Origin of the sequence: Pseudomonas veronii (assembly GCF_001439695.1) — a bacterium.
Lineage (GTDB): Bacteria > Pseudomonadota > Gammaproteobacteria > Pseudomonadales > Pseudomonadaceae > Aquipseudomonas > Aquipseudomonas veronii.
Genome location: NZ_JYLL01000030.1, coordinates 64,191 through 76,704 on the forward strand (window position 1 = coordinate 64,191; position 12,514 = coordinate 76,704).

At 63.4% G+C, this 12,514-nt stretch carries 13 protein-coding genes, 1 rRNA gene and 1 riboswitch; of the genes, 8 read left to right on the plus strand and 6 right to left on the minus strand.

What is annotated here, in order from left to right:
• Nucleotides 1-287 precede the first annotated feature (287 nt).
• Both TU80_RS25665 and TU80_RS25670 read left to right on the plus strand, forming a co-directional pair.
• Nucleotides 288-1,484: an amino acid aminotransferase gene (locus TU80_RS25665; protein ID WP_017847719.1), complete on the plus strand. Its 1,197-nt coding sequence runs from the start codon at nucleotides 288-290 to the stop codon at nucleotides 1,482-1,484.
• A gap of 111 nt (nucleotides 1,485-1,595) precedes the next feature.
• The gene (locus TU80_RS25670; protein ID WP_017847720.1) at nucleotides 1,596-1,805 is read left to right on the plus strand and encodes a hypothetical protein; all 210 of its coding nucleotides are present in this window, start codon (nucleotides 1,596-1,598) and stop codon (nucleotides 1,803-1,805) included.
• A 106-nt stretch (nucleotides 1,806-1,911) separates the two neighbouring features.
• On the opposite strand, the gene ptrR is transcribed toward TU80_RS25670, so the two are convergent.
• The gene (gene ptrR / locus TU80_RS25675) at nucleotides 1,912-2,784 is read right to left on the minus strand and encodes a putrescine utilization regulator PtrR (protein ID WP_046382626.1); all 873 of its coding nucleotides are present in this window, start codon (nucleotides 2,782-2,784) and stop codon (nucleotides 1,912-1,914) included.
• Between the two features lie 103 nt (nucleotides 2,785-2,887).
• Here ptrR and TU80_RS25680 point away from each other — a divergent pair, with 103 nt between their 5' ends.
• A complete protein-coding gene (locus TU80_RS25680) occupies nucleotides 2,888-4,279 on the plus strand; it encodes an aldehyde dehydrogenase family protein (protein WP_057005689.1) in 1,392 nt (463 codons plus the stop codon).
• A gap of 55 nt (nucleotides 4,280-4,334) precedes the next feature.
• Here TU80_RS25680 and TU80_RS25685 read toward each other — a convergent pair whose 3' ends face one another.
• Both TU80_RS25685 and TU80_RS25690 read right to left on the minus strand, forming a co-directional pair.
• Nucleotides 4,335-4,640 (minus strand): protealysin inhibitor emfourin, encoded by a 306-nt coding sequence (locus TU80_RS25685; RefSeq protein WP_017847723.1) that lies wholly within the window; start codon nucleotides 4,638-4,640, stop codon nucleotides 4,335-4,337.
• A gap of 28 nt (nucleotides 4,641-4,668) precedes the next feature.
• The gene (locus TU80_RS25690; protein ID WP_057005690.1) at nucleotides 4,669-5,730 is read right to left on the minus strand and encodes a M4 family metallopeptidase; all 1,062 of its coding nucleotides are present in this window, start codon (nucleotides 5,728-5,730) and stop codon (nucleotides 4,669-4,671) included.
• A gap of 134 nt (nucleotides 5,731-5,864) precedes the next feature.
• Here TU80_RS25690 and TU80_RS25695 point away from each other — a divergent pair, with 134 nt between their 5' ends.
• From TU80_RS25695 to TU80_RS25710, 4 genes are all read left to right on the plus strand, one after another.
• The gene (locus TU80_RS25695) at nucleotides 5,865-6,794 is read left to right on the plus strand and encodes a DNA/RNA non-specific endonuclease (RefSeq protein WP_057005691.1); all 930 of its coding nucleotides are present in this window, start codon (nucleotides 5,865-5,867) and stop codon (nucleotides 6,792-6,794) included.
• A 35-nt stretch (nucleotides 6,795-6,829) separates the two neighbouring features.
• Nucleotides 6,830-7,024: riboswitch (cobalamin riboswitch) on the plus strand.
• A gap of 114 nt (nucleotides 7,025-7,138) precedes the next feature.
• Nucleotides 7,139-8,149 carry an ABC transporter substrate-binding protein gene (locus tag TU80_RS25700; protein ID WP_046382623.1) on the plus strand — a complete coding sequence of 337 codons (1,011 nt, stop codon included), beginning with the start codon at nucleotides 7,139-7,141 and terminating at the stop codon, nucleotides 8,147-8,149.
• Nucleotides 8,146-9,150 (plus strand): FecCD family ABC transporter permease, encoded by a 1,005-nt coding sequence (locus TU80_RS25705; RefSeq protein WP_046382622.1) that lies wholly within the window; start codon nucleotides 8,146-8,148, stop codon nucleotides 9,148-9,150. Before TU80_RS25700 ends, TU80_RS25705 begins: the two co-directional genes overlap by 4 nt.
• Complete coding sequence (locus tag TU80_RS25710) at nucleotides 9,147-9,914, plus strand: ABC transporter ATP-binding protein (protein ID WP_046382621.1); 768 nt, start codon at nucleotides 9,147-9,149, stop codon at nucleotides 9,912-9,914. Before TU80_RS25705 ends, TU80_RS25710 begins: the two co-directional genes overlap by 4 nt.
• Before the next feature lie 93 nt (nucleotides 9,915-10,007).
• Here the strand turns inward: TU80_RS25710 and TU80_RS25715 are convergent, their stop codons facing one another.
• On the minus strand, nucleotides 10,008-10,568 hold the full coding sequence (locus TU80_RS25715; RefSeq protein ID WP_046487107.1) for a nucleotidyltransferase family protein: 561 nt from the start codon (nucleotides 10,566-10,568) through the stop codon (nucleotides 10,008-10,010).
• A gap of 154 nt (nucleotides 10,569-10,722) precedes the next feature.
• Between TU80_RS25715 and chrA the strand changes: the two genes are divergently transcribed.
• Nucleotides 10,723-11,931, plus strand: a complete 1,209-nt coding sequence (gene chrA / locus TU80_RS25720) for a chromate efflux transporter (protein ID WP_057005692.1) — start codon at nucleotides 10,723-10,725, stop codon at nucleotides 11,929-11,931.
• Nucleotides 11,932-11,985: 54 nt separating this feature from the next.
• Here chrA and TU80_RS25725 read toward each other — a convergent pair whose 3' ends face one another.
• Nucleotides 11,986-12,219 carry a hypothetical protein gene (locus tag TU80_RS25725; RefSeq protein ID WP_017847731.1) on the minus strand — a complete coding sequence of 78 codons (234 nt, stop codon included), beginning with the start codon at nucleotides 12,217-12,219 and terminating at the stop codon, nucleotides 11,986-11,988.
• A gap of 193 nt (nucleotides 12,220-12,412) precedes the next feature.
• Nucleotides 12,413-12,514, minus strand: a 5S ribosomal RNA gene (gene rrf, locus TU80_RS25730); the annotation flags it as partial.

Sequence of the window (12,514 nt, forward strand, 5' to 3'; positions counted from 1 at the left end):
CGACCCGCGAATTTTCATCGCAGGTTGCAGGAAAAAACCATGATAGCTGTAGAAGTGGTGACGAATGTGCCGGGTTTCAAGGCAATCGTCCGACCTGCCGTCTACGCTCAAGGTTGGATTAAGACTGACGGTCGGTAAATAAACCGAAAAACTTGGCCGAAAAGCCGTTTCGGTTGTCGCCCTTGACCGTGATGGCCTCTATACTAGCTCCCCGTTTGTGCACCGCTCTAGTGCATTCGGCTGGAGCGCGACACGTCCCTCCTTTCCCCCAAAGAGCTGCCGCAAAAATGAGCCTGTTCTCCGCTGTCGAAATGGCACCACGCGATCCAATCCTGGGCCTCAACGAAGCATTCAACGCCGATACACGAACCACCAAGGTCAACCTTGGCGTGGGCGTTTACTGCAACGAGGAGGGGAAGATTCCACTCTTGCGTGCCGTTGCCGAAGCGGAAGCCATTCGCGTGGCGCAACACGCCGCCCGTGGCTACCTGCCGATCGACGGGATCGTGGCCTACGACCAGGCTGTGCAAAAGCTGCTGTTTGGCGCTGACTCGCCGCTGCTGAGCGCTGGCCGTGTGATTACCGCACAAGCGGTCGGCGGCACCGGCGCGCTGAAGATCGGTGCAGACTTCCTCAAGCAACTGCTGCCCAATGCCGTGGTTGCCATCAGCGACCCAAGCTGGGAAAACCACCAGGCGCTGTTCGAAAAAGCCGGCTTCCCGGTGCAGACCTACCGCTACTACGACGCCGCCACCCACGACGTGAACCGTGCCGGCCTGCTCGCCGACCTCAACGCCCTGCCGCCGCAATCGATCGTGGTGCTGCACGCCTGCTGCCATAACCCGACCGGCGTCGACCTGAGCCCGGCCGACTGGCAACAAGTTCTGGACGTGGTCAAGGCGAAAAACCTGGTGCCGTTCCTCGACATGGCCTACCAGGGTTTTGGTGATGGCATTTACGAAGACGCCGCCGCGGTGCGCCTGTTCGCGGAATCGGGCCTGACGTTCTTTGTATCGAGCTCGTTCTCCAAGTCGTTCTCCCTGTACGGCGAACGCGTGGGCGCGCTGTCGATCGTCAGCGAATCCAAGGAAGAAAGCGCGCGCATCCTGTCCCAGGTCAAGCGTGTGATCCGCACCAACTACTCCAACCCGCCGACCCACGGCGCGGCGGTCGTGGCCGCAGTGCTGAACAACCCTGAGCTGCGCGCCCAGTGGGAAGCCGAGCTGGCGGAGATGCGCCTGCGCATCCGTGGCATGCGCGAGCAGATGGTCGCCGAACTGGCCAAGGCTGCGCCGGGCCACGACTTCAGCTTCGTCGGTCGCCAGCGTGGGATGTTCTCCTACTCCGGCCTCACCGTTGAGCAAGTCACCCGTCTGCGCACCGAGTTTGGCATCTACGCGCTGGACACCGGGCGTATCTGTGTGGCCGCGTTGAACCAGTCGAACATTGGTGCGGTAACGAAGGCGATTGTTCAGGTTCTATAAACCTGGCGGCGCTGAACGAAGGGAAGCTACGGCTTCCCTTTTTAATGCCTGTCAGAAAACGCCCTGCTCCCCTAGACTGAACCCCGACTGCCCCTTTGCTGTGAGAGCCCTATGAGAAACGACGACCTGGACCTGCGTGCCGACCGCGACGAACTGGACCACTTCACCCCGCGCGCGCCGCAAGCCAAGCGCCAGAAAAGCCTGGTCTTGCAAGTGGCCCTCGGCGTATTCCTCGGCGGGTTGGCCCTGTGGCTGGTGCAATTGGGTGCGACAGCGATAATGGCCAAATTGGCGATGGGTACCCTGCAATTCGGCGGCTGATGAAGATTGAAAGGTGGGAGGGGCCTTGCTCCCGATCGCGGGGTATCAGTGATGGGTGTATTGGCTGACCCAGCGCTTTCGCGGGCAAGCCCCCTCCTACATTGGTTTATGGGGTTGCCAGGACGCGTTCCTCCAGTAACCTTACGAAGCTGTTCAGGCTCTGCGACACCGTGCCTCGGCGCCAGATCAACCAAGTGTGCAAGACGCGGAAACTGTCCGTCAGCGGCCACACACTCACCGTGGTAAACCCCGGCATGCTTTCCAACATGCTGCGCGGCATCAGCGCTAGGCCGGCCCCGGCGCTGACGCAGGCAAGCATGCCGTGGTAAGACTCCATCTCGAAAATCCGCCCCGGCACCGCGCCGTCCTGTGCGAACCAGCGCTCGAAGTGGTGGCGGTACGAACAGTTGGAGCGAAAGGTATAGATGCTTTCCCCGTTCACATCCTGCCCGCGGGTGATCGGCGCGTGATGCAGCGGTGCAATCACCACCATCTCCTCCTCGAACACCGCCAGGCCCTCCAGGGTGGCATGCAACACCGGCCCATCGACGAATGCCGCCGCCAGACGCCCCGACAACACGCCTTCGATCATCGTGCCCGAGGGCCCGGTACTCAGGTCCAGCTCGACCTTGGCGTGCTTCTGGTTATATGCCGCCAGCAGTGCGGGAATACGCACCGCTGCGGTGCTTTCCAGCGAACCGAGGGCAAACGCGCCCTGGGGCTCCTCCCCCGCCACCGTCGCACGGGCTTCCTGTACCAGGTCGAGAATACGCCGCGCATAGCCGAGGAAATTCCACCCGGCCGGTGACAGACGCAGGCGGCTCTTCTCGCGGATAAACAGCGCCACGCCAAGATCCTGCTCCAGTTGCTTGATGCGCGTGGTCAGGTTGGACGGCACCCGATGAATCAACTGCGCGGCGGCGCTGATGCTGCCTTGCTCGGCAACGGCCTTGAAGATTTCCAGCTGCACCAGGTCCAAATCATTCTCCAATCGTGAACGTATCGCTTAATATTATTCACTTTCCAGAAAAGATATAGCCCCTTACGCTGATTCCAATCCAAACCTTCAGCAGGACGGTGCCATGAACGCTATCGCTCACCAGACCCACGCCCTCTCGATCAACCCCGCCACCGGCGAAACGGTCGGCAGTTACCCGTATGAAAACGAGAGCCAGCTGGACGCCACCCTCAACCGTGCGACCGCCGCTTTCCGCACCTGGCGCCGCCAGCCGCTCAGCCAGCGCGCAGAGCGGTTACAGGCCCTGGCCGGCGCGCTGCGTGAGCAAGCCGAAGCCATGGCGCAGATGATCACCCTGGAAATGGGCAAACCCATCGTCCAGGCCCGCGCCGAAATCGAGAAATGTGCGCAACTCAGCGAATGGTACGCCGCCCACGGTCCAGCCATGCTCGCCGCGGAACCGACGCTGGTGGACAACGGCAGCGCGCACATCGAATACCGCCCGCTGGGCCCGATCCTCGCGGTGATGCCGTGGAACTTCCCGGTCTGGCAAGTCCTGCGCGGCGCCGTGCCGACGCTGCTCGCCGGCAACACTTACGTGCTCAAACACGCACCGAACGTGATGGGCAGCGCCTACCTGATGAAAGCGGCGTTCCACAAAGCCGGCTTTGCCGAAGGCCTGTTCGAAGTGCTCAACGTGACCCAGGACGGCGTTTCCAAAGCCATCGCCGACCCACGCATCGCCGCCGTCACCCTCACCGGCAGCGTGCGCGCCGGTATGGCCATCGGCGCCCAGGCCGGTGCCGCGCTGAAGAAATGCGTGCTCGAACTGGGCGGCTGCGACCCGTTCATCGTGCTCAACGACGCCGACCTCGACGCCGCCGTCCAGGCCGCGGTGATCGGCCGTTTCCAGAACAGCGGCCAAGTCTGCGCCGCAGCCAAGCGCCTGATCATCGAAGCCGGCGTGGTGGACGCCTTCACCGCCAAGTTCGTCGAAGCCAGCCGCCAACTGGTGATGGGCGACCCGACCTCGACCCACACCTACGTCGGCCCGATGGCCCGCTTCGACCTGCGCGACGAACTGCACGGCCAGGTCCAGGATACCTTGGCAGAAGGCGCGACCCTGCTGCTGGGCGGCGACAAAGTGCCCGGCGCCGGCAACTACTACGCACCGACCGTACTGGCCGACGTCACCGACCAGATGACCTCGTTCAAACAAGAGCTGTTCGGCCCCGTCGCCTCCATCATCAGCGCCCGCGACGCCGATCACGCCGTGGCCCTGGCCAACGACAGCGAGTTCGGCCTGACCGCGAGCATCTTCACCCGCGACTCGGCGAAAGCGCGCGCGATCGCCGACCAGCTGGAAACCGGCGGGATCTTCGTCAACGCCTTCAGCGTGTCCGACCCGCGGGTGGCGTTTGGCGGCGTGAAAAAAAGCGGCTTTGGGCGGGAGTTGTCGCACTTTGGCGTGCGGGAATTCTGCAATGCGCAGACGGTGTGGCTGGATCGCAAATAATCCACAGCAACCCCTGTGGCAAGGGAGCGTGATCCCGCGGGGCTGCGCAGCAGGCTCAGCAGCGGATATGCCGGCGCACGCACTGCACCAGCCCGTCCAGCGCCTCTGACTTCACAGGCGCGAGCACACAGACCGTGTGCTCGCGCTCACCTTCGGTCACGGTCAGGGTGTAATGCACCTGGCCTGGATTACCGGGTTCCGGCGCGGTGCTTTGCGGCAACTGAAAGAAGTGTGAAGCCTCGATCAGTTGCCGCAACTCTTGCTGGTCCGCCTCGGGCAGCGTCTCCAGTTCCACGGTGTTCGGTCGGGCCAGGCCCGGGAAAAACGCGGGTCCCCCAATTTCCTTGATCGAAATTTGCATGGCTGTTCCTCACCGCCCAGGCGGGTTGTCAGACGTTAATGCCCACTGCTTTCCAGCCTTCCTTCACCGCCTTGTGCTCGGCCTTGCCAGCACCGTACAGCCGACCGGCAATGTCGTAGGTGATGCGCGCGAAACGCAGAAACCCCGCGTTCGGCCGCAACCGCGCATCGCGTAACGCGTCATACCAGATACGCCCTGCGCGCTCCCAGGCAAACCCGCCGATCTTCGTGGCTACCTGATAGAACGCATGGTTGGGAATACCGGAATTGATATGCACCCCGCCGTTGTCCTCATAGGTCTGCACGAAATCGTCCATATGCCCCGGCTGAGGGTCCTTGCCCAGCAGCTTGTCATCGAACGCGGTGCCCGGCGCTTTCATCGAGCGCAACGCAGTGCCTTTGATTTTCTTGGTAAACAACCCTTTGCCGATCAACCAATCCGCATCTTGCGCCGTTTGCTGCAGCGCGTACTGCTTGATCAGTGAGCCGAACACGTCGGACAGCGACTCGTTCAACGCACCGGATTGATTGAAATACATCAGCTTGGCCTCATCCTCGGTCACACCGTGGGCCAACTCATGGCCAATGACATCAAGGGCTATCGTGAACCGGTTGAATAGCTGCTGATCGCCATCACCAAACACCATCTGGCTCGAGTTCCAGAATGCATTGTTGTAGTTCTGGCCAAAATGAACGGTCGCGTCCAGCGCCATACCGGCGTCGTCTATGGAGTTGCGGTCGAAGACCTGATCGAAAAAATCGAATGTGGCGCCCAACCCATCGTAGGCCTCGTCCACCGCCACATCACCACTGACGGGCTGCCCTTCGCCACGGATCAACTTGCCCGGCAGGCTATCGGCGCCCTCGGCGCTGTAGATCGAACGCCGTTTTTCGGCGCCCATGGGCAGGGCCATGTGGGCAGCCCCTTTGGCGGGTACGGCAACCATGCGCAACGAACGGAACGTGCTGTCTTTGGCGCGTGTGCGTAACGCGACTTCCCGTTGCGCTTTATCGCCGTTGCGGGCGATCTGGTCGAGCATGTATGGCGGGATCAGGCAGAAAATCGGGTTGCGATGCTGGCGAACACACATTGGCTGGCTCCATTTTGGCGTGGGGTGAACGTCCGGGTAACCGTTCAAGAATAGTCCTGCCGTGGCGGCTTGGGCCAAATTGTCATGAAGCTATGCTGCAGTAGTGTTAATCCGAGGACTGCGAGGAACTTACAATGCCCCCACGCGCCACCAAAATCGACCTTTCGCACCGCCCCCGGCTCGCCGATCTGCGCCCGTTGCTCGCGGCCGGCCCCAGCCTCATGGAGGCCAGGGCGGCGACTGCGCGTGTCACCGCGGCCAAGGACCTGCAGGACCGGCGCGGCTACGCTGAAGCGTTTCTCGACCGCTTCGTGGTGCCATGGCCCACGGTGGATGAAGCCCTGCTGGCTGACGTACAGCCGCTGCGCCTGGACTACACGCATTTCTCAGTGACCATGTCGCGCTCGAGGCGACTGGCACTCTACGTGGGCGCCAATATCGATGGCGCACAGCATGTGGATATCATCCGCAGCAACGACGCCTGGGCCTACGACGGCCGCCTGCCCATCAGCGCACAGGTGGGCGACGCGCTCTACACCGACAATGGCCTGGACCGCGGTCACCTGGTGCGCCGACAGGACCCCAACTGGGGCGACGCGGCCAACACCGCCAATGCCGACACCTTCCACTTCACCAACTGCTCACCGCAGATGAGCGGGTTCAACCAGAAGACCTGGCTGGAACTCGAGGACTACATTCTCGATAACACTCAACGCTGGAAAGCCCGGGCCACGGTGTTTACCGGCCCGGTGTTGGCGGACGACGACCGCGTCTACCGGGGCGTTAAAATCCCCAAAGCATTCTGGAAAGTGGTCGCCTACCTCAGCGACGACGGCAAGCCCTGCGCCAGCGCCTACATGATCGACCAAAACCGCGAGCTGGGTCAGCTCGACCTCATGTTCGGCCAGCTCAGAACCTACCAGCGCAGCGTGATTCAGATCGAACGCTTGACCGGTATCCGCTTCGCCAACCTGGCCGACTACGATGGTTTCAGCAATGAAGAGCGCGCCACGGGGACGCGAATTGAAGCGCTGATCCAGGGCCCTGAAGATATTCGTCTGTAACCGGGCGACCTAAGGCTATATCGCCCCGCCGTGATCGACTACCATACCGCGCCGGTTCCCAAACGGGACTAATAGGGAATCCGAAGCGCGGTACACCGCGTCAATCGGAACTGCCCCCGCAACTGTAGATGCCGAGCCCGCTCCCCCACTGCCACTGGACCCCGTCCGGGAAGGCTGGAGCGTGGCGACGACGCATCAGTCAGGAGACCTGCCGGCCCAGCAAAATCACTAACCGGCGGGGTGTCCGGGAAGGACATCCTTGCCTGCCTCACCCGCAGCGGTCGAGGGCGTGTTTCCGAACCGTACACCCCCTGTTCCAGGTACGGCTCCAAGGAGATTGCCCAATGCTGCCACGCGTTACCGCCCTGCTCACCGGCCTGGGCCTGTGTGCCCTGGCCCAAGCGGCCCCCACTCAGTACCCGCTGACGGTGGAGAACTGCGGCAGCAGCCTGACCTTCGCGCAAGCGCCCGCCCGCGCAGTGACCATCGGCCAGGCCGCCACCGAAATGCTCTATGCCCTCGGCGTGGGCGATAAAGTGGTCGGCACGTCGCTGTGGTTCAACAACGTGCTGCCACAGTTCAAGGCGCTGAACGACGGCATCGAACGCCTGGCCAATAACGAACCGAGCTTCGAGTCGGTGATCGCCAAGCGCCCGCAACTGGTGGCGGCCGAACTGGAATGGGTGGTCGGCCCGCAAGGCGTGGTGGGCACCCGCGAGCAGTTTCATGAGTTGAAGATCCCCACCTACCTGCTGCCCTCCGACTGCGAAGCCAAGAACAACCGGGTGGGCGCCGACGGCACGCGGCTGGAGCCGTTCCGCATCGACACGATCTACAAGGGCATCCGCCAGTTGGCGGAGATTTTCGACGTGCAGGATCGCGGCCAGCAACTCAACGATGAACTCAAGGCGCGCCTGGCCAAGTCCGTCGCCACCGTGCAAGGCAAGGGGCTCAAGCAGGCCAGCGCGCTGGTGTGGTTTTCCAGCGCCGAGATGGCCAGCGATCCCTACGTGGCCGGTCACAAGGGTGTCCCCGAATTCATGCTGCAAACGCTCGGCCTGCGCAACGTGGTGCAGTCCGATGAGGAATGGCCCGCCGTCGGCTGGGAAACCATCGCCAAGGCCAACCCCACCGTGCTGGTGATCGCCCGCATGGACCGCCGCCGCTACCCGGCCGACGATCATGCACAGAAGCTCGCCTTCCTGCGCAGCGACCCGGTGACGCGCAACATGGACGCGGTGAAACACAACCGCATCATCATCCTCGACGCCATGGCCCTGCAGGCCAGCGTGCGGACCTTCGAGGGTCTTGAACAACTGGCTGCGGCCATCGACGGCTACGACCTGCCGAAATGATACGAACCCTACTCGCCCTGGCATTGCTACTGATCGCCGTGCTCGCCGGCGTGGCCATCGGCGAAACCGCCATCGCACCGCAGGTGGTGTTGCAGGTACTCGCCAACAAACTGTGGGCGGCCGGCTACGTGCTGGACCCGATCGATGAAGGCGTGGTGTGGAACTACCGCCTGACCCGCGCCCTGGTCGCCGCCGCATGCGGGGCCGGGCTGGCCACCTGCGGGGTGATTTTGCAGTCGTTGTTGCGCAACCCCCTGGCCGATCCTTACCTGCTGGGCATCAGCGCCGGCGCTTCGACCGGCGCAGTCCTGGTGGTGCTGATGGGCGTCGGCGGCGGCTTGGTTTCGCTGTCGGTCGGTGCGTTCGGCGGAGCGATGGCGGCGTTTGCGCTGGTGGTATTGCTCGCACGGGCCAGCGGTTCGTCCAGCGGCACCGGGCAGATCATCCTCGCAGGCATTGCCGGCTCGCAGCTGTTCAATGCGCTCACCGCGTTCCTGATCACCAAGTCGGCCAGCTCCGAACAGGCGCGCGGCATTCTGTTCTGGCTGCTGGGCAACCTCAGCGGCGTGCGTTGGCCGTCGGTGTGGCTGGCGGTGCCGGTGGCGGTCGCCGGGTTGGCGGTGTGCCTGTGGCATCGTCGGGCGCTGGATGCGTTCACCTTCGGCCGCGACTCGGCGGCCTCCCTCGGCATCCCGGTACGCCGCGTGCAATGGGTGCTGGTGGGCTGCGCGGCATTGGTCACGGCGGTGATGGTGTCGATTGTCGGCTCCATTGGTTTTGTCGGGCTGGTGATTCCCCATGCCGCGCGCCTGCTGCTCGGCACCGGGCACTCGCGCCTGTTGCCGGCCAGCGCATTGGGCGGCGCGCTGTTTCTGATCGCGGCGGATGTGCTGTCGCGCACCTTGATCAAGGGCCAGGTGATTCCAGTCGGCGTGGTCACTGCGCTGGTCGGCGCGCCGGTGTTTGCACTGATTCTGATCGGCCGGAGAAACCCTCGATGAGTGCGCCGGTATTGAGCTGCAGCGGGCTGGGCTTCAAGGTGCGGGAAGCCGAGTTGCTGCGGGATATCCACCTGGAGGTGGCGCCCGGCGAAACCCTCGGGATCGTCGGCCCGAACGGCTCGGGTAAATCCACCTTGCTCAAACTGTTGGCCGGGTTGCGTACCCCCGCTCATGGCGAAGTACGCCTGGGTGGCGAGCGCCTGGGCGAACTGCCCCGCCGCACCGTGGCACAACGTCTGGCCGTGGTGGAACAACAGGCCGACACCGACGATGCCATTCGGGTGTTCGACGCTGTCGCATTGGGCCGCACCCCGTGGCTGTCAGCGCTGAGCCCGTGGTCCGAGGCAGACGATCGCATCGTGCGCCAGGCGCTGCACGACGTGGACGCCATGCACTTGAGCAACCGCGCCTGGCGCAGCCTCTCCGGCGGTGAGCGCCAACGCGTACACATCGCCCGCGCCCTGGCGCAACGGCCACAGATTCTGGTGTTGGATGAGCCGACCAACCACCTGGATATTCAGCATCAACTGTCGATTCTCAAGGGCGTGCAGGCGTTACCCGTGACGACCCTGATCGCCCTGCACGATCTCAACCAGGCACTGACCTGTGATCGCCTGGCCGTGCTGGACCGCGGGCGTTTGGTGGCGCTGGGCAAGCCGCAGGACGTGCTGACGCCGCAGCGGCTGCAGGACACCTTCGGGGTGCAGGCGCACTACCTGACGGACCCGTTTGACGGGGCGCAGATTCTGCGACTGCGCGCTTAACGGCAACACCGTTCAAATGTCGGCGCTGTCGAGCACGGCGAGGCGGCGATGGGATCAGCGTGCAGCACCTGCCGAACGGCCGCGTGCGCTGGGCTAATCCTCGACAATCCTCAGCCAAGGCCACCGCGCCTGATAGCTGCGCGCCTTCTGCGCAAACAACTCCGGCTCAGGATTGATCGGGTTGATCCTGAGCAGGCCCTGCTCCATATCAGTCAAACCAAACGGCGCATACACCTCGCCCGTCGCCACATCCAGCCCAATGCACGTCCCGGCCACCAGGTAACGATCAATCCCGGCGCGCGCGGAGTGCAGCTGCGGATACGGTCGGCCAAACCGCTGGCCATACCAAAGGTGAACGCGCGCCTGATTCTTCACTTCAATTTCTACCTCCAAATCCTCGAACAGCCGCTGTGCAGCGCGAATGACCGCGTCTTCGGCCTCCCAGGAAAGGTCCGGGTCGAAGTAAAAAACGTCGTAGTCCTTTACCCCCTGGTCAGCAGGCAGATTCGACTGATGATTCCAAACAGCCTGGAACAGACAGCCCGCGGTCAGCATGCACTGGTTCACACCAAGGGCCGGCAGGCGCGCGGTGATCTCGGCGTTGATGGGGTTGGCCATGGCCAACTCGAGAAAGGTTTCGACGGTCAATGTCATGTTCAATCCTTTGCAGTGGGCACCTGTCCTGGGGAGCCAACAGTACAACAACGCGGGTTACGCTTTCACGTAACGGCCTCTTCTTCACGTCATCAAAATTCGCTAAGGTGCCTCGACACACCGCTCCCCTATTGCCCTCACCGAGACGCCGACCTTGGCCCATTCCCCGACTGATCGCCCCGCCAGCTCCTGGTCGGTGTTTCTGATTTTCCTGCGCTTGGGGCTCACCTCCTTCGGCGGCCCCGTCGCACACCTGGGTTACTTTCGCGACGAGTTCGTCACCCGGCGCCGCTGGCTGAGCGAGCGCAGTTATGGGGATTTGGTCGCGCTGTGCCAATTCCTGCCCGGCCCGGCCAGCAGCCAGGTAGGCATCGCGCTGGGCCTGTCGCGGGCTGGCTACGGTGGGGCGCTGGCGGCATGGTTGGGGTTTACGCTGCCGTCGGCCGTTGTGCTGATCCTGTTCGCCTTGGGCATTGCCCAGCACAGCACGGCGCTCCCGCCGGGTGCGCTGCATGGCCTTAAGGTGGTGGCCGTCGCCGTGGTCGCCCAAGCCGTGTGGGGCATGGCGCGCAATCTGTGTAGCGACGCCGCGCGCATCACCGTGATGCTGATCGCGGCGTGCGTGGCCCTGCTGCAAACCTCGGCGTGGGGCCAGGTCGCCGTGATCAGCGCGGCGGCGCTGGCGGGCCTGCTGCTGTTCAAGCCCACGCCACCGGCCGCGCACGATGCGTTACCCGTGACGCTCAGCCGCCGCGTGGGGGCGATGTGGTTGTCGCTGTTTGTGCTGGTGTTGGCCGGCCTGCCGATCCTGGCCCAACTGATCCCCAATCAGGGCCTGGCGATGACCGACGCGTTCTACCGCAGCGGCTCGCTGGTGTTCGGCGGCGGCCACGTGGTGCTGCCACTGCTGCAGGCCGAAGTCGTGCCCACCGGCTGGGTGAGCAACGATGTCTTCCTCGCCGGCTATGGCGCCGCCCAGGCCATGCCCGGCCCCTTGTTCACCTTCGCCGCGTTCCTCGGCGCGTCGATGAGCCAGGCCCCGAGCGGCTGGCTCGGTGGCCTGCTCTGCCTGCTGGCCATCTTCGCCCCGTCGTTTTTACTGGTGCTGGGCGCACTGCCCTTCTGGGAAAGCCTGCGCCGCAGCCCGCGCACCCAGGCCGCCCTTGCGGGCGTGAACGCAGCGGTGGTGGGGCTGTTGCTGGCGGCGCTGTACCAGCCGGTATGGACCAGTGCGATCTTCAGCGCACGGGATTTCGGCCTGGCCCTGGTCGGCCTGGTGGCGTTGATGGTGTGGAAGCTGCCACCGTGGCTGGTGGTTGTCGGAAGCGGCGCGCTCGGATGGTTATTGAGTCTTGCCCTGTAACACGTCCACCGCGCCTTGCTGCTTGACCTGTCCGAAGACCTCGGCGGCTGACGACTAGCCCTTCAACTCACTCGCGCGATTGCTCGCCGCGTCGTCGTAAGCCACATACAACGACTCGGCGATTTGGCTCTTGATGGCTTTGGTGGACTCAAGGCCCAAGACAAAACCTTCGGCTTTGCCGCCGGCACGGTTGAGTTCTTCGTGGGTGGAGGCACCGGTGATGGCGTCGAGGAGTTTGGAGGCGTGAGGGCCGACACCTTTGGGAAGGGAGATTTGGTCGATGGTCATTGCGAAGCCTTTATGAAAAATGGACGGTAGCGCGTGGACCACTGCCGGGCTGGCATGGTAGACCTGTTTGTCGAGAAAGGGGCTGCTTTCGGCCCAAAACCGGACATCGAGTGTCTACAGATTCAGTGGCCCTTTCCGACCGCCCAAAACAAAACCCCTGTCTGCGTAAGCAAACAGGGGTTCTGGAATTTAATCTTGACGATGACCTACTCTCACATGGGGAAACCCCACACTACCATCGGCGATGCATCGTTTCACTGCTGAGTTCGGGATGGGATCAGGTGGTTCCAATGCT